This window comes from Kaistia sp. 32K (genome assembly GCF_016629525.1).
GTDB lineage: Bacteria > Pseudomonadota > Alphaproteobacteria > Rhizobiales > Kaistiaceae > Kaistia.
This window is the reverse complement of record NZ_AP024269.1, coordinates 913696-935595: the sequence shown is the minus strand read 5'-3', so window position 1 is coordinate 935595 and position 21900 is coordinate 913696. Positions and strand designations below refer to the sequence as shown.

Annotated in this window: 16 protein-coding genes; 9 read left to right on the top strand and 7 right to left on the bottom strand. The window is 66.8% G+C overall.

Translation table 11 applies throughout. The features are described from left to right. Positions 1-27: 27 nt before the first annotated feature. Positions 28-756: a cupin domain-containing protein gene (locus K32_RS04035; protein ID WP_201402792.1), complete on the bottom strand. Its 729-nt coding sequence runs from the start codon at positions 754-756 to the stop codon at positions 28-30. 199 nt (positions 757-955) lie between these two features. Here K32_RS04035 and K32_RS04030 point away from each other — a divergent pair, with 199 nt between their 5' ends. Continuing rightward, positions 956-2155 carry an ROK family transcriptional regulator gene (locus K32_RS04030; protein ID WP_201402791.1) on the top strand — a complete coding sequence of 400 codons (1200 nt, stop codon included), beginning with the start codon at positions 956-958 and terminating at the stop codon, positions 2153-2155. A gap of 38 nt (positions 2156-2193) precedes the next feature. Beyond that, positions 2194-3177: a bile acid:sodium symporter family protein gene (locus K32_RS04025; protein WP_201402790.1), complete on the top strand. Its 984-nt coding sequence runs from the start codon at positions 2194-2196 to the stop codon at positions 3175-3177. 120 nt (positions 3178-3297) lie between these two features. Here the strand turns inward: K32_RS04025 and K32_RS04020 are convergent, their stop codons facing one another. The 6 genes from K32_RS04020 to K32_RS03995 form a co-directional block, all read right to left on the bottom strand. Then, the gene (locus tag K32_RS04020) at positions 3298-4227 is read right to left on the bottom strand and encodes an aldo/keto reductase family oxidoreductase (protein ID WP_201402789.1); all 930 of its coding nucleotides are present in this window, start codon (positions 4225-4227) and stop codon (positions 3298-3300) included. 182 nt (positions 4228-4409) lie between these two features. Continuing rightward, positions 4410-7172 carry an HAD-IC family P-type ATPase gene (locus tag K32_RS04015; protein ID WP_201402788.1) on the bottom strand — a complete coding sequence of 921 codons (2763 nt, stop codon included), beginning with the start codon at positions 7170-7172 and terminating at the stop codon, positions 4410-4412. Continuing rightward, entirely contained in the window at positions 7159-8865 is a 1707-nt protein-coding gene (locus K32_RS04010; RefSeq protein WP_201402787.1) for a Na/Pi cotransporter family protein, read from the bottom strand. Before K32_RS04010 ends, K32_RS04015 begins: the two co-directional genes overlap by 14 nt. Positions 8866-8890: 25 nt before the next feature. Continuing rightward, complete coding sequence (locus K32_RS04005; RefSeq protein ID WP_201402786.1) at positions 8891-9790, bottom strand: polyphosphate kinase 2 family protein; 900 nt, start codon at positions 9788-9790, stop codon at positions 8891-8893. Positions 9791-10233: 443 nt separating this feature from the next. Further along, positions 10234-11091, bottom strand: a complete 858-nt coding sequence (locus tag K32_RS04000) for a sulfurtransferase (protein ID WP_201402785.1) — start codon at positions 11089-11091, stop codon at positions 10234-10236. Between the two features lie 11 nt (positions 11092-11102). Then, on the bottom strand, positions 11103-11918 hold the full coding sequence (locus tag K32_RS03995) for an SDR family NAD(P)-dependent oxidoreductase (protein WP_201402784.1): 816 nt from the start codon (positions 11916-11918) through the stop codon (positions 11103-11105). 312 nt (positions 11919-12230) lie between these two features. On the opposite strand from K32_RS03995, the gene K32_RS03990 reads away from it, so the two are divergent. The 7 genes from K32_RS03990 to K32_RS03960 all read left to right on the top strand — a co-directional run bounded on the left by K32_RS03990 (position 12231) and on the right by K32_RS03960 (position 21786). Beyond that, positions 12231-13199 (top strand): substrate-binding domain-containing protein, encoded by a 969-nt coding sequence (locus K32_RS03990; RefSeq protein WP_201402783.1) that lies wholly within the window; start codon positions 12231-12233, stop codon positions 13197-13199. Positions 13200-13270: 71 nt separating this feature from the next. Next, entirely contained in the window at positions 13271-14770 is a 1500-nt protein-coding gene (locus tag K32_RS03985) for a sugar ABC transporter ATP-binding protein (RefSeq protein WP_201402782.1), read from the top strand. 31 nt (positions 14771-14801) lie between these two features. Further along, on the top strand, positions 14802-15809 hold the full coding sequence (locus tag K32_RS03980) for an ABC transporter permease (RefSeq protein ID WP_201402781.1): 1008 nt from the start codon (positions 14802-14804) through the stop codon (positions 15807-15809). Then, positions 15806-17743: a hypothetical protein gene (locus K32_RS03975; protein ID WP_201402780.1), complete on the top strand. Its 1938-nt coding sequence runs from the start codon at positions 15806-15808 to the stop codon at positions 17741-17743. Before K32_RS03980 ends, K32_RS03975 begins: the two co-directional genes overlap by 4 nt. Then, positions 17740-18768 carry a Gfo/Idh/MocA family protein gene (locus K32_RS03970; protein WP_201402779.1) on the top strand — a complete coding sequence of 343 codons (1029 nt, stop codon included), beginning with the start codon at positions 17740-17742 and terminating at the stop codon, positions 18766-18768. The genes K32_RS03975 and K32_RS03970 overlap by 4 nt, the downstream gene beginning before the upstream one ends. An 84-nt stretch (positions 18769-18852) precedes the next feature. Next, the gene (locus K32_RS03965) at positions 18853-19884 is read left to right on the top strand and encodes an aldo/keto reductase (RefSeq protein ID WP_201402778.1); all 1032 of its coding nucleotides are present in this window, start codon (positions 18853-18855) and stop codon (positions 19882-19884) included. A gap of 486 nt (positions 19885-20370) precedes the next feature. After that, a complete protein-coding gene (locus tag K32_RS03960; RefSeq protein WP_201402777.1) occupies positions 20371-21786 on the top strand; it encodes an LLM class flavin-dependent oxidoreductase in 1416 nt (471 codons plus the stop codon). Positions 21787-21900: the final 114 nt, after the last annotated feature.

The following is a 21900-nucleotide window of genomic DNA, read 5'->3' as shown; positions in this document are numbered from 1 at the left end:
CGTGTTCCCATTTCCCCGAGTCCGCTGTTACGGATCCTGGATCGTCTGGAACTTGGCCGGCACGTGAAATTCCAGGAAAGCCGCGCCGCTCTGTCCGGGCGTGACGCGGGTGCCGTGACGATGGCCCTGGTTGATGAAGACCGCCTGACCGGGACGGATCGTCGTGAGATCGCGGCCGTTGGTGAATTCGAGCGCGCCCTCGAGGATGACGAAGAGGCTGTCCGCGTCCGGGTGGAAATGCGGATTGGTCACCGTCTCGGCCTCGTAGTGGACGATCATGCCCTCGGCGCGTCCGGAGGGGGTCGCCTTGGGGCCGACGAAGAAGGCGCGACGCTTCTTGTTCTCGGGCTCGTGCGCCAGAGCCACCGTCTCGGCCGGGATGGTCTTCAGCCCGCCCTGATAGCCGGCGATCTCCGCCTGGCTGCCCGGCGGCGGCGAGATCACATAGAGAAATTCGAGCGGCTCGCCGCCATCATTCGAAAGCGTCACGTCGCTGCCCTGCCCCGCGATGGCGAAGACCTGCGGCTTGACCGGCTGCTTCTGGCCCTCGGCATCGGCGATGCTGCCCGTCCCCTTCAGCACGAACCAGTAGCCGTCCGAACGCGCGGGAACCGTGATGGCGGCTCGTGCGCCCGGTGCCACGCTCCAGAGCGACGCCTCCATCGTCGTTCCGTCACTCGCGATCCGGCTGCTGCTGACGCCGCCTTCGGCGGGCGCCCGCCCCAGCAAGCTGTCGATGTCTGCGATCGTCGTCATCCGTCCCTCCATCGGTCGATGGCAAAGTCTGGTGGCGAGGCCTTCTCTTTGTCAAGACGAAGAACCAATTTAATCGCCGATAGATATTTTTATCGAGGATCATATATTATCCGCCGATGGTTTTGATGAATTGATAGGCTTGACGCCTGAGTTTTGATCGGATTAGTCAATCATACGAACCAATAGCAGCGAGACCCCAATGGCCTCCGATCCGCAAGAGCCGCCTGCCGCCCGACAGATATCGACGACGACGGTGATGCAGGCGATCCTGCGCAACGGGCCCATTTCGCGAGCGGATATCGCCAAGATGACCGGCCTCTCGAAGCAAACGGCGTCGGAAGTCGTGCGCGCACTCGAGGAAAGCGGCTGGGTCAAGGAGTGCGGGCGCACGGTCGGCAAGGTCGGCCGCAGCGCCCTCACCTACGAGATCCATGGCGGCGCGCGCTTCGTCGCCGGCGTCGATCTCGGCGGCACCAAGATCAACGCCGCGCTCGCCGACCTACTCGGCGAGATCATCGCCGAAGAGCAGCAACCGACCGACCTGCGCGGCGGCCCCGAACTGATCCGCCAGATCGCCGGCATGGTGCGGGGCCTCGCTGAGCGCGCCGGCATTCCCGCGAACGCCGTCCGGCTGATCGTCCTCGGCACGCCCGGCGTCGTCGATGCCGAGACCGGCAAGGTCGCCATCGCCCCGAACGTTCCCGGCTTCGACGCCATCAACGTGCGCGACCTGCTCGCGCGCGCCACCGGCGCCGAGGTGGTCGTCGAAAATGACGTCAACCTCGCGGCCAAGGGCGAGCAATGGCGCGGCAGCGGCGCGGGGATCTCGGACTTCACCTTCCTGGCGCTCGGAACCGGCATCGGCATGGGCATCGTTGCTGGCGGCCGGCTGCTGCGCGGCGCCCGCGGCGGCGCCGGCGAGATCGCCTATCTTCCCGTCGGCGGCGATCCCTACGACTCGCGTGGCTTCTCGCTCGGCACGCTCGAATATGCGGTCGGTAGCGCCGCCATGACGCGGCGCTATGCGGGCTATGGCGGCGCCGCCGATGCCACGGCGCGCGACGTTTTCGCCGCCTTCGAGCAGCGCGAGCCGGCCGCCGTCGCCACCATCGAGGAAACCGCGCGCCTGCTGGCCCCCGCCATCGCCGCGATTGGAGCCATCCTGGATCCGGAAGTCGTCATCCTGGGCGGTAGCATCGGCATCCGCGAGGAACTGATCGCGGAGGTCCGCCGGGCGCTTGCCCGCTGCACGCCCTACCCGCCGCGCATCGAGGCGAGCGGGCTCGGCAGCCGCGCCGCCATGATCGGCTGCGTCGGGGCTGCCATTGAAAAGACTCATAGAGATCTCTTCGGTGTTGCCGCCGCGGCTCTAAACCCCGCGCTGACCTCCGAAGCCTGACACCCTCCCCCGACCCGCCGCCCATATCGGAATTCGACATGCCGTCCTTCAGACTGCCTTTCAAGCTGCCCATCGACGGCTATGTCCTGGCGCTGCTCGCGACCGTTGCCATTGCCGCCGTCCTGCCGGCGCACGGCATCGGCGCCGAGATCATGGACAAGGTGACCTATCTCGCCGTCGGGCTGCTGTTCTTTCTCTACGGCGCCCGCCTGTCGCCGAAGGCCATCGTCGAGGGCATCCTGCACTGGCGCCTGCAAAGCCTGGTCTTCATCAGCACCTTCGTCCTGTTCCCGCTCGTCGGGCTGGCGCTGACGACACTGCTCAAACCGCTTCTCGGCGCCGACCTGGCCTTCGGCCTGATGTTCCTCGCGGTCCTGCCCTCGACCGTACAGTCATCCATCGCCTTCACGTCAATCGCGCGTGGCAACGTGCCGGCGGCGCTCTGCAGCGCCTCGGTGTCGAACATCCTGGGCATCCTTCTGACCCCCGCGCTCGTCGCGCTGCTTCTGAGCTCACATGGCGGCGGCCTCGACTTGACCTCGCTGCGCGATATCGGCCTGCAGCTGCTCCTCCCCTTCGCCCTCGGCCAGCTGGCGCGGCCGCTCCTCGGCAACTGGATCGTCCGGCACAAGCAGCTCACTTCCTTCGTCGACCGCGGCTCGATCCTCCTGATCGTCTATGCCGCCTTCAGCGAGGGCATGGTGGCCGGCATCTGGTCGCAGCTGACCTGGTCCAGCCTGTCGCTGGTGGTCATCATCGACGTGGTGATGCTGGCGATCGTTCTCATCGTCACGACCTGGGCGGCGCGCCGGCTCGGCTTCTCCAAGGCCGACGAGATCGCCATCGTCTTCTGCGGCTCGAAGAAGAGCATGGCGAGCGGCATCCCGATGGCCAATATCCTGTTCGCCGGCCAGAGCGTCGGCCTCATCGTGCTGCCGCTGATGCTGTTCCACCAGCTGCAGCTGATCGCCTGCGCCGCCATGGCAAGACGCTACGCGGCGCGGGCCGACACACCCGCCTAGCCCGGAGATCCGACGGGGCCCTCACCCGAGGCGGGCGAATATCTTGGCGATCGCCCTCTCCCGCGTACGGGAGAGGGCTCGTTTCCATGGCCCGGCCGGCAAACCCGGCCCGTCACGCGATCAGGGCAGTGTGTGCCCCGCCGCCGTGAACAGGCGGTACCATTCTTCCCGGGTCAGCGGCACGCTAGATCCGGCGGCGGCTTCCGCCACGCGGCCGGGCTTGGTCGTGCCCAGGACAACCTGGATCTTGGCCGGGTGGCGCGTGATCCAGGCGACGGCGATGCCCGTCGGCGTGACGTTGTAGGCATCGGCCAGTTCGTCGATGGCGTCGTTGAGCGCCGCGTAGTTCTCCCGGTCGCCGAGGAAGACGCCGTCGAAGAAGCCCTTCTGGAAGGGCGACCACGCCTGCAGCATCATTCCGTTGAGGCGGGAATAGTCGAGCAGCCCGTTGTCACGATCGATCGACTGATCGAGCCCGCCCATGTTGGCCGCGATGCCGGTGGCGATGAGCGGCGCATGCGCGATGCTCAACTGCACCTGGTTCGCGATGAGCGGCTGGGTGACCGCGCTCTTCAGCAGCTCGATCTGACCCGGCGTGTGGTTGGAGACGCCGAAATACCGGACCTTGCCCGAGGTCCGGAGCGTCTCGAACGCCGAAGCGACCTCTTCGGGCTCGACCAGCGTATCCGGCCGATGCAGCAGCAGGACGTCGAGGTAATCGGTGCGCAGCGCCGCCAGCGACTCGTCCACGGAACGCAGAATGTGCTCGGCGGAAAAGTCGAAGAAGCCCTTGCGAATGCCGACCTTGCTCTGGATGACGACCTGCTCGCGCTCGGCCGCCGTCAGCGTGATGGCCTCGCCGAATCGTTCCTCGCAGAGGTGGCGCACGCCGCCATAGATGTCGGCGTGATCGAAGACATTGACGCCGGCATCCCGTGCCCCGCCCACCAGTTGCTGGATTTCGGCCTTGCTCAATGCCGCGATGCGCATCAAGCCGAGCACGACGCTGGAAACGTTGAGCCCGGTTCGCGGCAGTTGGTATGTTTTCATGCTGGGAGCCTTCGGAACGTGTTTTGATTGGGACAGCGGATGAGCATGCAGTTCGCATGGCAATGTCAACCGCCCAATCCTCCAACGCATCCCATATTGCCCACTTCGTGGGACACCGGCGGGCCCAGACCCTGCGCGGCGCCTGTCCGGACGATCGGCCTGTCGCTTGCCTGCCTCGCCGGTCAGAGCGCCGGTGCGGACGGCATCTCCGGACGTGAGGTCGCCGCGTCCCGCAGGGCGGTAACGGAGCGGATCACGAGCTTCTCCAGTTCCACGACGAGGAAGAAGATAATCGCGCCGACGAGGAGCCAGAGCCACGCCGCGAGCGGCAGGGATGCCGTGTCGAAGATCGCATGGAACGGCGGCGCATAGGTGAACAGGAGCTGCAGCACGACGACGGCGGCGATGCCATACCAGAGATAGGGATTGCCGAGATGCGCGCGCACCGACAGGGATGAATCGACCAGATAGCGGCTGTTGAGCAGATAAAAGATCTGGCCGAGCGTGATGGCGTTGACGGCGACGGTGCGGGCCATCGGATCTGACGCGCCCTGCGCCTTCATCCAGAAGAAGGCCACGAGCGTGTAGATCACCAGCGCCGCGCCCACAAAGAGAATGCGCCAGATGCCGAAGCTGGTGACGATCGGCCGGTCGATGGCGCGCGGCGGCCGCCCCATCACGTCCGCCTCATGCGGCTCGAACGAGATGGCGAGCCCGAGCGCCACGGATGTCACCATGTTGACCCAGAGGACCTGCGGCGCGGTGATGGGAAGCGTGAAGGCGAACAGGATGGCGATCGCGATCACCGCGCCCTGGGCGACATTGGTCGGCAGCAGGAAGAGCATCGCCTTCTCGATGTTGTTGTAGACGGTGCGCCCCTCCTTCACCGCCGCCGAGATCGAGGCGAAATTGTCGTCGGCGAGGATCATGCCTGCCGCCTCCTTCGTCACCTCGGTGCCCTTGATGCCCATGGCGACGCCGATATCCGCCTTCTTGAGCGCCGGCGCGTCGTTGACGCCGTCGCCGGTCATGGCGACGATCTGCCCGTTGGCCTGAATCGCCTTGACGAGGCGCAGCTTGTGCTCCGGGCTGGCGCGGGCGAATACGTCAACGTCGCGCACGCATTCCTGCAGCTCGGCGTCGTTCATCGCCTCGATCTCGGTGCCCGCCACCGCCGTCTGGCCGTCGCCGATGCCGAGCATCTTGGCGATCGCCGCGGCCGTGATCTTGTGGTCGCCAGTGATCATCGTGACGCGGATGCCGCCGCCATGGCATTCGCGCACGGCGTCGACCGCCTCCTTGCGCGGCGGGTCCATCAGGCCGACGAGGCCGAGGAGCACGAGGTTCTTCGGCAAGTCCGCCGGCCCGAGGCTGCCGGCGTTCAGGCCGGGGTTTTCCAGCCACGCCAGCCCCAGCACGCGCTCGCCCTGCGCGGCGAGCCGGTCGCCTTCGCTGGCGAAGCGATCGCGGTCGAGCGGCGCCGGGCCGGCCGCCTGCTGCTGCCGGTCGCAATGTTCGAGAATCACCTCCGGCGCGCCCTTCACCAGCAGGAACTCGCCCGCCGGCGCGCGGTTCAGCGTCGCCATGAACTTGTGCTCGGACTCGAAGGGGATCGCGTCGATGCGCGGCGCGGCCGCCGCCTCCTCGGCCCGGTCCATGCCGAGCTTGGTCGCGAAGGGATAGAGCGCGCCTTCCGTCGGATCGCCCTCTACCTTCCACTTGCCGTCGTCCTGGAACAACTCCGCGTCGTTGCAGAGCAGCGACACACGGCCCATCAGCGCCAGAACTTCCGGCGTTTCGCCGACCGGCTTGCCGTCCGCCTTGACCTCGCCTTCCGGAGCATAGCCGTCGCCGGAGAGCTCGTAGGCAGAATCCGCCGTCACCACGGAGGTGACCATCATTTCCATCAATGTCAGCGTGCCGGTCTTGTCCGAGCAGATGCGCGAGACGGAGCCCAGCGTCTCGACAGCCGGCAGGCGCCGGATGATGGCGTTGCGCTGGGCCATGCGCTGCACGCCGATCGCGAGCGTGATGGTGATCAGCGCCGGCAACCCTTCCGGGATCATCGAGACGGCAATGCCCACGACCGCCTGGAACAGCTCGACGAAGCTCATATGGCCGAGCCAGTGTCCCCAGGCGAAGAGCAGCACGCTGATGATCGCGATAGCGGCCGTGATGACGTAGCCGAATTTCTTGATCTGGCGCAGCAGCGGCGTTTCCAGCGCGTTGACTTCGGCGAGCATCAGGTTGATCCGGCCGAGCTCGGTGGCGCTGCCGGTCGCGACGACGATGCCGGACGCCCGCCCGGACACCACCATGGTGCCGGAGAACACCATGTTCTGCCGGTCGCCCACCGTCGCCTTGGCGGCCACGGGCGCCGTGGTCTTTTCGGCGGGGACGGATTCACCCGTCAGCGCCGCCTCCTCCGTTCGCAAATTCTTGGCGTCGACGAGGCGCAGGTCGGCCGGGATCTTGTCACCCGATTCCAGGAGGACGATGTCGCCGGGCACCAGATCCTCGGCCGGGATGAGCCGTGTCTCGCCGCCGCGAAGCACGCGCGCCTCCGCCGACAGCATGTTTCGGATCGAATCCAGCGCCTTCTCGGCCCGCCCCTCCTGCACGAAGCCGAGGAGCGAGTTGAGGATGACCACCGCGAAGATGATCGAGGCGTCGAGCCACAGGCTCAGCATGAGCTTGACGAAGCCGGCGGCGAGCAGGACGTAGATCAGGATGTTGTTGAACTGGGCGAGGAAGCGCAGCAGCGGGCTCTTCTTCTTGCCCTGCGGCAGGCGGTTCGGCCCGTAGGTCGCAAGGCGCTCGGCCGCCTCCCCCACGTCGAGACCACGCGCGGGATCGACGCGAAGCTCTTTCTCGACCTGCTCCGCCGGCAAGGCATGCCAGGGCGCGCTTTCCGCGCCGGATACGGTGGCCTCATGCGCGCTCATATTGATCCCTCACCGTGTTTTCCGATTGCGCCCGCACATCCAGATCGCCCGGCCTGCCACGGCCAACGAGATGCGCCGTCGCGCGCCAGGCGTGACGCGCGATCCGTTCGAGCTCTCGGGCGGCGTCGATCCGCGCCAGCGCATCGGCGGCGGTCAGCTGTCCCGGCGCGACGGCGGCGAGTGTCCGGGTGCGGTAGTCGCGCTGGATGGCGTCGAGTTCGCCCACCGCGCCCTCTGCTTCGGCCAGCGCCGCTTCGATCTCCGGCGAAAGGCTCCAGCCGATCGGGCTGGCCTGCTCGCTGATCGCCGATTCCGTGGTGATCGAGACGGCCACCTTCTCGGCATCCCGCATGACCTCGTCGCAGAGCGCAGCGGCGTGACGATCGTCCGCGCCCCCTGCCGGCTGCCCGGGAAAGCCGTTGCCCGCCAGCGCCTCCACCAGGCGCGACGTGTGATCGAGCGCATGCAGCGTGCTCGTCATGCGGTGGCGCTCGGCCTCCGTCTCCGGCGGTTCCTTCAGTTCCGACAGGAAGTCCCGCACCTTTTCAAGCGTCGCAGCGGCGGGGCCGGTGTCGTGTGCCGCGCCGCTGCCCGAAAGCGCGGCGGAGACCGAGGCGGTAATCGTCCGGAGCACCTCCGCCACCACACGCCGCGCGGTCTCGACGGCGACCACCGGATTGACGAGCGTGCTCGGATCGAGCGCGCGCTCGAGCGCCGTTTCCTTCGACGGCAGCATCCGCTCGACGACGCGGGTGAACCATTGCGTCGCGGGTAACAGCACCGCGACGCCGACCACATTGTAAACCGTATGGTAAGCGGCGAGCAGCGTCGTCCCGTCGACGGAAGTCGAGAAGCGGCTCATCAGGGCCGCCGTGAAGGGAAAGGCGACGATCGCGATCAGCGCCGCGATGAGCTTGAACAGCACATAGGCGAGCGCCAGGCGCTTGGCCGTCGTGCTGGCGCCGATCGCCGCCAGTGCCGAGCTCGTCGCCGTGCCGATGTTCTGCCCGATGATCAGCGCCGCTCCCTGCTCCAGGCTCACGGCGCCGGCGAAGAAGGCCGAGATGGTGACGGCGATGGAGGCGGTCGAGGACTGCATGACCGCGGTCATGACGAGGCCGACGGCGATGAGGGCGAAGAGACCGAACGCGCCGGAGGCCCAGCCGACGCCCGGCATGCCGAGCACCGACGGCAGGTCGGAGGGATGCAGGCTTTCGGCGAGCCCGCCCATGCCCTGCTGCAGCGTCGTCAGGCCGTAGAGCACGAGCGCGAAGCCCGCGAGCGCGCCGCCCGCCGCCGCCACCCGTCCGCTGGCAAGCAGCCTCGCCAGCGCGCCGATGAAGATCAGCGGCAGCGCGTAGGTCGACAACGAGACGCGCACGCCGATCAGCGCCACCAGCCAGCCGGTGCCCGTGGTGCCGACATTGGCGCCGAACACGAGGCCGAGCCCCTGCGGAAAGGTGAGCAACCCGGCACTGACGAGGCCGATCGTCGTCATCGTCACCGCGCTCGACGACTGCACGAGCAGCGTGATGATCGCGCCCCAGAACGCGCCGGAGAGCGGCGTCGCCGCCGCCTTGCCGAGAACCGTCCGCAGCGACGAACCGGCGAGCGCCTTCAGCCCGTCGGTCATGACGGTCATGCCGAGCAGAAAAAGTCCGACGCCGCCGAGTATCGCTATCGTCGTCGACATGAGCGGTGGCTCCCTCTGCCCCTGGCTATTCCTGCTCGAGCTCTTCCCGCGCCGCCGCGAGGTCCTTCAGCTTTTCGGCCGAGACCGTCGGATATTCGAGATCGAGCTTCTCCACGGCGTCGACGATAGCCGCCGCGACGATGAGACGGGTGAACCATTTGTTGTCGGCGGGGACGACGTACCATGGCGCCTGCTTCGAAGCGGTGGCGCGGATCGCCTCGTCATAGGCCTTCATGTAGTCGTCCCAGTACCGGCGCTCGCGAACGTCGCTGGCGGAGAACTTCCAGTTCTTCTCCGGCCTGTCGAGCCGGCTCATGAAGCGCTTCTTCTGCTCTCCATAAGAGAGGTTCAGATAGAACTTGAGGATGATCACGCCCTGGCGCGTGAGATAGTCCTCGAAGCGGGCGATATCGGCGAGCCGCTCTTCCCATATGCTCTTGCCCACCAGTTGCGGCGGGATCTTCTGGGCCCGGAGCAGTTCCTGATGCGTCCGCACCACGAGCACCTCCTCGTAGTAGGATCGGTTGAAAATGCCGATGCGGCCGCGCTGCGGCACCTTCATCGCATAGCGCCAGAGAAAGTCGCGCGACAGTTCCGCGTCGGAGGGCTGCTTGAACGAGAAGACGTCGCAGCCCTGCGGATTGACGCCGGACATCACGTGCTTGATCGTTCCGTCCTTGCCGGCCGCGTCCATGGCCTGGAACACCAGCAGCACCGACCAGGAATCCTGCGCGTAGAGCATGTCCTGCTCCATCGCGAGCCATTCCGATCCGCGCCGGAGCAGATCCGCCGCCTCCTTCTTGTCCATCTTGAGCCCCAGCGTATCGCCGGGATCGAAATCCTTCAGGCGGAAGTCCTTGCCTTTCGTCACACGGAACGGCTCCGTATACTGCTTGACTACATCGACGATTTCCTTCCGAGACATGGCCGACTCCTCAACATTCCCTTAGGGCATTATAAGCACTTATTCCAATTGGCGCGCGCAACCACAAGTCGGCAGCCTCACCAACGACAACAATTATGTGAATGAGGGACGCGCCGCCCCGTCATGGACCACCCCATGCGCGGCCAAAAGCGGGATGGAAGGTGCCGGACAACGGCCCATCGCCTGCCGCGATCGACCTCATTCCGTCATCGATTGGGAAGAATGGACCACGATGAAAGCGGCCCGAAGCGCCCCCGGTCGGACATCGTCCGCCGGTGCGGGTCGAGGCAGAGCGCGATCGCGCGCATGCGTCGGGAATGTCCAGAGCCCGATCGCCGAGATCCCTTCATGCCCGCCCGGAGGCGACGAAAGGATCTCGGCCAGGTCGTCAGCGCGCCGTCGAGGATCTGGATGACCTCGCGGCGCGCGTCTTCCGTCGGGCGTCAGCCCGGCTGCTTGACCAGCTTGACCGTGTCGGGCTGCTGGCCCCACTCGTGCCAGGAGCCGTCATAGAGACGCCAATCGGCATTGCCCGACTGTTCGATCATGAAGCCGAGGATGCAGGCGGTCACGCCGGAGCCGCAGGTCGTGATGACGTTGCCGGAGATATCGGCGCCCGCCTGCTCGAAGATCGCCGAGGCGGCTTCCGGCGAGACGAACTCGAAATTCTTGCTCGCATCGAAGAAGCGCGCCCAGGGCGTGTTGATGGCGCCCGGCATGTAGCCCGAGGCGACGCCCGGATAGCCGGAACCCTCGAGCCCGTCGAACCGGGCGGCCGTGCGCGCATCGACGATGGTGGTATCGCCGCGATCAATCGCCGCGCGGACGTCATCGATGGTGACGACCCGCCCAGGCTTCAGCCGCGCCTCGAAGGCGCGCGCTTCGACCGGCTCGCCCGCGCCGGTTTCGATGGCACGGCCCTCGGCCTTCCACTTCCGCCAGCCGCCGTTCAGGATGCGGACCTTGTCGTGTCCGAAGGTCCGGAACATCCACCAGAGACGGCAGGAGACATAGCCGGCATCGTAGATGACGACGTCGGTATCGTTGCCGATCCCCAAGCGGCCGACATGGGCCGCAAAGAGCTCGGCCGCCGGCAGCATGTTCACATAGGGCGAGTCCGGATCGGAGATATCGGCGAGATCGATGAACCGGGCGCCGGGGATGTGGCCGGCAAGGAAATCGTCCCGGGCATGCTTGCCGGCTTCCGGCAGATACCAGGAGCAATCAAGCACGACGAGGTTCTCCGCCTGCCCTTCGATGAGATCGGCAAGCTCGGCGGTTTCAAGGAGCCAGTTGGTCACGGCAATCTCTCTCACGGATAGACGGACTGGCGGCCGGGCTGCTCGACCCAGGAGTCGCCCGAGAGCACGCCGCCGTCGACGACGACGCTGCGGCCGGTGACATAGCGCGAGGCGGGCGACACCAGGCTGAGCGAGGTGGTGATCAGATCCTGCGGCACGGCGAGGTGTCCGGCGGGAATATAGTTCGCGAACCAGCGGCTGCGATACTCGTCGTCCCAGAGCGGCCGGGTGAACTCGGTCTGGACGAAGCCGGGCTCGATCGCGTTGACCTGGATGTTGTCGCCGGCCCATTCATGCGCCATCGAACGGGTCAGCGAGGTGACCGCCGCCTTGGTCGCCGCATAGACGGAGATCGTGTCGAAAGAGATGTTGGCCGAGAGCGAGCTGAAATGCAGGATCTTGCCGCCGCCCTGAGCCTTCATGACGGGCTGGACCGCCTTGGACAGGAAGTAGACGCTGCGGAAATTCACCGAGGTGATCAGGTCGAAATCTTCCTGGGTGACGTCGAGGATCGGCTTGCGGCGGTTGGTGCCCTGCAGGTTGACGAGGATGTCGATGCGCCCCGTCACCTTCAGCGCCTGCTCGACGAGCGCGGCGCAGGCCGCGGCGGAATCGAGATCCGCCTGCAGGCCCTGGAACGGCAACTTCTCTTCCTGGAAGCGCGCCTCCAGGCTGGCGAGACGCTCGGCCGAGAGATCATGAACGATGACGCGCGCGCCAGCCTTCGCGAAGGCCTCGGAAATGACCGAGCCGATTGCGCCGGCGCCGCCGGCGATCAGCGCGGTTTTCCCTTCGAGCGAGAAAAGGGACGAGAGATACTGGGACATAACATTCCTTTCCGAGGCCCGATCCATATTCCTGGATTCTCCGGGCCGACGACCGGTTAAATATGCCGGGACGACAGGCTTTGGCATGCTGGATCGAGTCGCAACCTGCTGATAGAATTTAATTTATCCGCACAGCATGCGTTTCGGCAGAAATTATATATTCCCCATAAAATATGTAGACAAAATATCCCAATCCCCGATGAATTTCCGTATTTAATTTCCCGATTCCATTCCGAAATTGGTGGTTTCGCCTTTGGCTGGAAAGGCCGCCCTCGCTAGCTTCTGGGCACCGAAATAAGGAAGCCCAACACCATGTTCCGTAAGACCGCTCTTGCCGTCGGCGCCAGCCTCGCGATCCTCGCCGCCGCATCCTCGGCGCATGCCGAGCCCAAGGGCAAGGACGCCCCGGTGACGGTGTTCGTCTCGCCGCTCACCTTCGCCTTCACGCACTTCGTGTTCCTGACCGACCAGTTGGAAGACGAGGCCAAGAAGATCGGCGGCGTCACGGTCCTGAAGGCGGACGGCCAGCTTTCCGCGCCGAAGCAGATCGCCGACATCGAATCCGCCATCGTGCAGGGCGTCGACGGCATCATCCTCGCGCCGGCGGAAGCCGATGCGCTCGCCCCGGTCGTCCAGGAAGCCATCAAGGCCGGCATCGCCGTCGTCACGGTCGACCGCCCGGTCAACGGCGTTCCGGAAGTTCTCGCCAACGTCGCGGCGGACAATTTCAAGGGCGCCGAAGCACAGGGCGAGGCCGTCGCCAAGGATTTCCCGAACGGCGCCAAGATCGTCAACCTGCAGGGCATTCCGGGCGACAAGACCGCCAATGACCGCAATGGCGGCGTGCACAAGGTGCTCGACGCGGCCGGCGGCAAGTACCAGTTCGTCGCCGAGCAGGCCGCCAACTTCTCGCGCGACAAGGGCCTCGCCGTCACCGAGAACGTCCTGACCGGCCTCGCCGAGGTTCCGGACGTCATCGTCGCCGGCAATGACGACATGGCGCTCGGCGCCGCGCAGGCCGTCGAAGCCCGCGGCCTCAAGGGCAAGGTCAAGATCTACGGCTATGACGGCTCGGAAGACGCGCTCAAGGCCGTGAAGAACGGCGAGCTGGCCGGCACGGTCGATCAGTTCCCGGGTCAGCAGGGTCGCGTCGCGGTCCGCACGCTCGTCGACTTCATCCGCGAAGGCAAGAAGCCCGAGGCGAGCAACATTCTGGTCGCCCCGATCGCGATCACCCCGGAAAACCTCCAGCAGGCCGAGCGCGTGGGGCTCATCAAGTAATGACGATCCATGCACGTCCCTCTACCGTGGACGTCGAGACTTCGGGGCGCGCACAGCGCCCCGTACCTTTTGTGGCTGCGTCCGGCCTCGTCAAACGCTTCTTCGGCGTGACGGTCCTCGACGGCGTCTCGCTTTCGCTTGAGCCCGGCGAAGTGCGGGCGCTGCTCGGCGAGAACGGGGCCGGCAAGTCCACCGTGATCAACCTTCTGTCGGGCGTCCTCACGCCGGACGGCGGAACGATCGACGTCGACGGACGCCCGGTCCAGTTCGACGGTCCGCGCGCCGCCGACAAGGCCGGCATCAGCGTCATCCGTCAGGAACTCTCGCTGTTTCCCGAGCTCTCGGTCGCCGAGGCGATTTTCGCCGGGCATCTCCCCATCCGCCGCCTCGGAACCGTGGATTGGGCCAGGATGCGGGACGCGGCGCGGGCGGCCCTGGCCCAGCTCGGCATCACCGCGCTCGACGTTCGCCGGCCCGTCGCCGGCCTCTCGATCGCGCAGCAGCAGATGGTCGAGATCGCGCGCGCCCTGACGCGCAAGTCCCGCCTCGTCATCATGGACGAACCGACCGCCTCCCTCTCGCCCGAAGAGGTCGGCCATCTCGGCGAGATCATCGAGCGCCTGTCGCGCGAGGGCGTCGCGATCCTCTATGTCAGCCATCGGCTCGATGAGATCCGCGCCTTCTGCCACAGCTATACGGTTCTGCGCGACGGCAAGATGGTCGAAGAAGGCGACGTCGCCTCCGCCAGCAACGAGCAACTGATCCGCGCCATGGCCGGCCGCGACGTCCAGATCGGCGTGCGACGGCAGGGTGCCGCCACGGGCGACGTCGTGCTGCAGGTCCGCCATCTGGCCGCCCCGGCATCGGGCCGCGCGCCCGCCCGCGTCGCGGATGTGAGCTTCGAGGTGCGCGCCGGCGAGATCGTCGGCCTCGCCGGCATCGTCGGCGCCGGGCGGACCGAAACCGCCAACATGATTTTCGGCGTCGATCCGATCGCCTCCGGCGAGATCCGCCTGAACGGGCAGAAATTCGCGCCCTCGTCCGCTTCCGAGGCCATCGCCGCCGGCATCGGCCTCGTGCCCGAGGACCGCAAGGGACTGGCGATCCTGCCGCAGCGCGCCGTGGTCGAGAACTTCGCGCTCGCCGGCGCCAGCCCGCCGCGCTACGGCTGGCTCAACGACCGGCCGGCCGAGCGAAGCCTCTTCCGCACCTTCGTCGAACGGCTCGGCATCCGGGCGGCCTCGTTCAACGCCCCGATCGCCACCCTCTCCGGTGGCAACCAGCAGAAGGTGATCCTGTCGCGCTGGATCGCCCGGCAGCCGAAGCTCCTGATCGTCGACGAGCCGACGCGGGGCATCGATATCGGCGCGAAGGAGGACGTTCACTCGCTCCTGCGCGACATCGCCGGGCAGTCGGTGGCCGTCCTCGTCATTTCCTCCGACCTGCCGGAACTGATGGCGCTTTCGGACCGGATCGTGGTGCTACGCGAGGGCCGTTCCGTCTTCGAGACGAGCGGCGATAAGGCCGTGGCGGAAGAGCTGATGGCCGAAATGACCAAGCACCACGGCTGAACCCTTTCCAAGGAAATCTCCGGAAATCTCCATGTCCAGCAACACCCTGACAACGACGCATCGCGCGCAGACCTTCGCCGTGCTCGGCCGGATCGCGCCGCTCATCTTCCTGCTGGCGCTGGTCGTGCTGTTCGCAGTCCTGCAGCCGCGGTTCCTCACGCCGCTCAACCTGTTCAACATCCTGCGGCAGGTATCGATCTACGGCATCATCGCGGTCGGGATGACCTTCGTGATCCTGGCGCGCGGCATCGACCTGTCGGTCGGCGCCCTCGTGGCGATGTCCGGGCTGGTCGCGGCCGTGGTCGCCAAGGGCGGCATCGAGGGCCGGTTCCTGCTCAGCCCCGACGGCACCGGCTATGCGTGGCCGTTCGCCGTGCTCGCCGCCATGGCGGTCGGAACGGTTGCGGGATATTTGCAGGGCCTCGCGGTTGCGCGGCTCGCGGTTCCCGCCTTCGTCGTCACGCTCGGCGGCATGACGGTGTTTCGCGGCATCGCGCTGACGATCGGCAATGGCGGCCCCGTCTCGGGCTTCGACGAGGCTTTCGGCTGGTGGGGTCGCGGCATGATCGGCCCGATTCCGGTTCCGGTCATCCTCTTCGCCGTCGTGGCGCTGATCGCGCATTTCGTCCTGACCCAGACCCGCTTCGGCCGGGCGGTCTACGCGGTCGGATCCAATCCCGACGCCGCCCGCCTCTCGGGCATCAACAAGACGCGGGTGACGATCGCGGTCTATGCCGTCGTCGGCTTCTGCTCCGGCCTCGGCGGCTTCGTGCTCTCCTCGCGGCTGAACTCGGCCGAGGCGGTGGCCGGCACCGGCTACGAGCTGACAGCGATCGCCGCCGTGGTGATCGGCGGCACCAGCCTGCATGGCGGATCCGGCTCCATCATCGGCACCGTCATCGGCGCCCTCTTGACCGGCGTCCTCCTGAACGGTCTCGTCATCCTGAACGTCTCCCCCTACGTGCAGCAGATTCTGGTCGGCCTGATCATCGTCGCTGCCGTGGCCTTCGACAGCTTCGTGAAGAAACAGTCCCGATGAAGCCCAGCATCCTCCGTACCGGCACCGCGATCGAAGAGCCGCCGAAGCGGCTCCTGACGGCCGGACCGCTCGAAGCCACCCTCGACGCCGGCGCGCTGCGCTGGGTGCGATGGGACAATGTGGAAATCCTGCGCGGCATCAGCTTCCTGGTGCGCACGCCCGGGTGGGGCACGCCGTCGCCCGTGATCACGGACCTCGAGATCGACGAGCAGGCGACCGGCTTCGACGTCCGCTACAACGCCTATTTCGGCGAGGCGGGCAAGGGCGTGCTGGCGCGGATTCGTCTCGAAGGGCGGGCGAGCGGCCATCTCGAGGCCTCGGCCGAGATCCACGCCGACGCGCCGTTCAGCACCAATCGCACCGGTTTCGTCATCCTCCACCCGCTGCTCGGCTTTGCCGGCACGGAGGTCGAGGTCGAGCACGCTGCCTCGGGCGCAAGGAAGCTCGTCATCCCGCTGCCGATCAGCCCGGGCCAGCCGGTGATGGACATGCGGGCGATCGCGCATTCGCCGCGCGCGGGGCTTCGCGTCTCCACGCAATTCGAAGGCGACGTGTTCGAGATGGAGGATCACCGCAACTGGTCCGACGCGTCGTTCAAGACTTATAGCCGCCCCATCGGCCTGCCCTATCCCTACTGGCTCGAACCGGGCGCTCCGGTCCGCCAATCGGTGACGATCACAATCACCGACACGGGCCTCGGCGGAACCGTCGAGGACCCCGTCGCCGTTCCCGCGCTGGGCGCGCAGGTTCTGCCGGACTACGCGCTGCCGCTCGACCGCCTGGACGATGCGACCGAGGCGCTGCGCTTTGCCGATGCGCTGGCCGAGCTGAGGCCCGCCCGCATCCTGCTCCGCCACGACTTTGCACGCGGCGACACGACGGCGGCTGCCGGCGATCTCGCCGAGCTGCTGCGGCGGACCGGGGCGTCGCTGGAGGTTCAGGCGATCCTCAATGGCAACGATGCCGCCACGGCCGAAGCCGAACTGGCGCAGTTCTCGGCGGATCTGAAGGCCGCCGGGATCGCGGTTTCCGAGATCGCGGCCTTCGCCAAGATCGACGAGCAGTCGTTCCAGCCGGGCGAGGCGCGCCCGCCTCATCTCGGCGAAACGGAGCTTTCCGCGGCGCTCGCCGCCGCTTTCCCGGAAAGCCGGCGCGGCGGCGGTTCGCCCGCCTTCTTCACCGAGTTCAACCGCAAGCGGCCGACCCCGGCGCTCGCCGACTATCTCACCTTCGCGACGACGCCCGTCCTGCACGCGGCCGACGACGCGTCGGTTGCGGAAACGCTGCAGTCGCTGCCGCACATCCTGCATTCGGCCACGGCGCTTGCGGACGGCCGGCCCCTGGCCGTGGGCCCCGTCGGCATCGGCGCGCGGCTGAACCCCTATGGCCCGGGACCGAGCGATAACCAGCCGGAGGAACGCACCGGCATGGCGGCAAGGGACCCGCGCCAGCGCGGCCTGTTCGCCGCCGCCTGGCATGTCGGCTATCTCGCCCGGCTCGCGCCGTGGGGCCTCGAACGCTTCGCCTTCGGGGCCGCCACCGGCCCGTTCGGGCTCGTCGCCTCGCGCCAGCCCTATGCACGCGAAGGCTGGGACGCCTTGCCGGACGGAAGCGTCTATCCCCTCTTCCACGTGGCGCGCTGGATCTCCGCCGCTGCCGGCGGACGAGTGCTTTCGGCCTCGACGCAAGGCAACCTGGCGCAGGTGGTCTGGGAGAAGGCCGGCCGCAAGCGGGCGCTTTTCGCCAATCTTTCCGACGCGCCTCTTTCCGTCGAGCTCGATCAGGGCGACGCCTCCGGCCGGCTGCTCGACGAAGACAGCCTGAAGACGGCAGCGCTCGATCGCGAGGCGTTCTCCGCGCTTCAGCCGCTCGAAAGCACGATCCGCCTCGGCGCCTATGGCGTCCTCCACGTCGAATACGGAATTGCGACATGACGGAAACCCTCAAGGGGCTGCTCATCGGCTGCGGCTTCTTCGCCCGCAACCAGCTCCATGCCTGGGCGGAGACGGACGGCGCGGAGATCACAGCGGTCTGCGACCTCGATGCCGGGCGGGCCCGGGCCTATGCCGCCGAGTTCGGCATTCCCGCTTGGCACGACACGGCCGAGGTGCTTGCCTCCGGCGCGTTCGATTTCGTCGATATCTGCACCACGATGGAAACGCACGAGGCGCTCGTCGCGCTCGCGGTCCAGCATGGCGTGCCGGTGATCGTGCAGAAGCCGTTCGCGCCTGACATCGACACATGCCGTCGCATCGTCGCCAACGCGGCTGCTGCCGGCGTGCCGGTGATGGTGCATGAGAACTTCCGGTTCCAGAAGATCTTCCGGCGCATCCGCGAGATCCTCGACAGCGGCGAGATCGGCGAGCTGACCTTCGGCCGCCTGTCCTGGCGCAACGCGATCGACGTCTATTCGAACCAGCCCTATCTGCTGAAGACCGAGCGCTTCATGATCATGGACGTGGGCATCCACATGCTGGATCTCGCCCGCTTCCTGTTCGGCGACGCCGATGACGTGTCCTGCTTCACCCAATCGGTGAAGGAGGGGCTGGCCGGGGAAGACGCCGCGACGATCCTGCTCCGCCACGACAACCGGGCGACCTCGATCGTCGACGTGAGCTACGCCTCGCATCGCTTCCCGAACCCCTTCCCCCAGACGCTCGGCGAGATCGAGGGCCGGAAGGGCTCCATCCAGATCCTCGAAGGCGAGGTGCTTCTGGTGCACGCGGACGGCGTGCAGCGGCGCGAGACCATCGAGGCCGACGCGCGCGACTGGACATCCGCGCCCTGGACGCAGATCCAGGACAGCGTGCCACGCACGCAGCAGCACTTCATCGACGCGCTTCGCAGCGGCCGCGCTTTCGAGACGTCGGCCGAGGACAGCCTGAAGACCTATGCGCTCGCGGAGGCGGCCTACCGATCCGCGGAGACCGGTCGCGTCGTCAGCGCGAGAGACCTCTAGGAAAAAATGCTCTAACGCTTTGCCCGGTCGCGCCCTCTCGGCGCGGCCCGGTACCCACCTCGCCCGAACGTTCCAGGACAAGCCATGCAACCCGATACCCTCCGTCGCGTCGGCCAGACCGACCTCGATATCCCCGTGCTCGGCCTTGGAACCTGCCCGCTTGGCGGGGTCTATGAAGCCATTGACGAGGCGACCGCGCGCGCGACCTTCGAGGCGGCGTGGAATGCCGGGCTTCGTCTCTACGACACCGCGCCCTGGTATGGCCTCGGACAGGCCGAGCACAGGACCGGCCGCGCGCTCTACGAACATGACCGCGACAGCTATGTGCTGACCACGAAGGTCGGCCGCGTCCTGAAGGCGCCGCGCGACCGGGCATCCTTCACGCCGCCGAACTGGGCAGGCGCGCTGCCGTTCGAGCATCACCACGTCTTCACCTATGACGCCATCATGCGCTCCTATGAGGACAGCCTGCAGCGTCTCGGCATCAACCGGGTCGATGCGCTCTACATCCACGATCTCGATCGCGGCTATTTCCCGAGCGAAGAGGCGCTGAATGCGCGGCTTGACGATCTGGAAAAGGGCGGCTTTCGGGCCCTCGAAGAACTGAAGCGCAGCGGCGAGATCAAGGCCATCGGCGCCGGCATCAACGAGCGCGGCATGATCAACCGCTTCCTCGACCGCTTCGATCTCGACGTCTTCCTCGTCGCCTCGCGCTACACGCTGCTGGAACACGACATCTATTTCGACGAGATCGCCCGCGTGCGCGAGCGCGGCGCGAGCCTGGTCGTCGGCGGCGTCTTCAATTCCGGCATCCTGGCGACGGGCGCGGTCGACGGCGCGAAATACGAATACGGCAAGGCCTCCGCCGCGGTCATCGAGCGCGTCCGCAAGCTGTCGGACGTGGCGCGCGCGCATGGCGTTGCCCTTCCGGCGGCGGCGCTGCAGTTCCCGCTGGCGGCGCCCGAGGTCTCGTCCATCATCTTCGGCGCGGTGAAGCCGTCCGAGATCGTCGCCAATGTCGGTCATTTCACCGCCGTCATTCCGGACGCGTTCTGGTCGGACCTGCGCGGCGAGGGATTGGTCCACGCCGACGTGCCGCTGCCGGTCGCCGGTTAAAGGCCGGTCCGGCCCGGATCGCGTAGGTGTCGGCCTTCTTTCTTGAACCTCCCCCTTGAGGGGAGGTCGAAAACGCCCTTCGCGTTTTCGGGAGGGGGGTCATTCGCGCCGCTCGCGGCAAGTTCGACGAAGCCACCCCTCCCCAAGACCGCCAACAGGCGGTCTTGACCCTCCCTCAAGGGGAGGGTTCAGGACGCTGGTTCCATTGCGGATTGGGGACAGGGCACCTCAGGATGATGGTCGAGTTCCGGGAATGCGGTCCGGGATGACCGCGCCTGGATCGCCAGCAAGGCCAGACCCGCCGGCCAGCCCGCCATGGCCTCCGCCGCATCTCCATCCCGCGCGAACCACGCGATCCGCCGTTGGAGCAGGCCTCCGATTCCGGAGGAAATTTCCATCGATCCCGCGAAGAAGGATAGCGCCTTCCTGTAACCGCCAGACCGCCACGGCTAGTCTCCTTCAACGAAATTTCGAAGGACATCCCCCGTGCCTCGTCATATTCGATTTAACGCCTTCGAGATGAACTGCGTCGGGCATCAGTCTCCCGGCTTGTGGGCGCATCCGGACGACCAGTCCTGGAGATACAAGGACGTAGAATACTGGTCCGATCTCGCTACAACTCTTGAGCGAGGAATTTTCGACAGCATCTTTATCGCTGACGTCATCGGCTATTACGATGTCTACAAGGGCGAGCTCGACGATGCCTTGCGCCAGGGCGCGCAGATCCCGGTCAACGATCCGCTGCAGCTGGCGCTTCCGATCACCATGAACACCCGCCATATCGGCGTCGGCATCACGGCCTCCACCTCGTTCGAGCACCCCTACACCTTCGCCCGCCGCCTCTCGACCGCCGATCACCTGACCAAAGGCCGCGTCGCCTGGAACATCGTCACCTCCTATCTCGAGAGCGGCGCCAAGAATGTCGGCGAGGCGGGGCTGCGCCAGCACGACAACCGCTACGACGTGGCGGAGGAGTATCTGGAGGTTCTCTACAAGCTGCTGGAAGGGAGCTGGGAACAGGACGCCGTGGTCCGCGACCGCGAGCGCCGGGTTTTCGCCGATCCGGCCAAGGTGCACGAGATCGGCCATGACGGAAAATACTTCAAGGTTCCCGGCTATCATTTGAGCGAGCCCTCGCCGCAGCGCACGCCACTTCTGTTCCAGGCCGGGCAGTCCGAAGCGGGCCGCCGCTTCGCCGCGCGCAACGCGGAATGCGTCTTCGTCGGCGCGCTGACCAAGCCGGCCCTGAAGAGCTACGTCGCCGACATCCGCGCCCGCGCCGCCGCGGCGGGGCGCGATCCGCGCAAGCTCCTCGTCTACAATCTGATCACCGTCATCGTCGACGAGACCGACGCCAAGGCGCAGGCCAAGTTCGAGAAGCTGCAGGAATACGTCTCCTATGACGGCTCGCTCGTCTTCATGTCCGGCTGGACCGGCATCGACTTCGGCCAGTATGCGCCGACCGACCTGGTGCGGAAGGTCGAATCCGCCGGCCTGACGTCGCTGGTCGACGCGATCGAGCAGACCGGCCGTCCCTGGACGATCGAGGAGCTGGCGCGCTGGGGCGGCATCGGCGGCGCCGGGCCGATCTTCGTCGGCTCGGCCGAAACCGTCGCCGACATCCTGCAGGACTGGGTCGCGGAGACCGACGTCGACGGCTTCAACCTTTGCTATGCGATCACGCCCGGCACGTTCGAGGACATCGTCGCCCATCTCGTGCCCGAACTGCAGCGCCGCGACGCCTACCCGACCGCTTATGCCGAAGGCACGCTGCGCGAAAAACTCTTTGGCGAAGGCCCGCTCCTGCCGAACGACCACCCCGGTGCGCGCTATCGCGACATCGAGGCCGTGAAGCGGGCCGAGGCCGCCGCCCGGCAACGATCGGACGCCGAAGCGGCCTGATCGGACCGGAAAACGGAATGCCCCGGTCGGCGGCCTGGCCCGTCGCAGGCCGGCACAGACCCGGATGCCCGCCCCCTTCACGGGAGGCGTGGACTTTTGCCTGCCCTCCCCCGC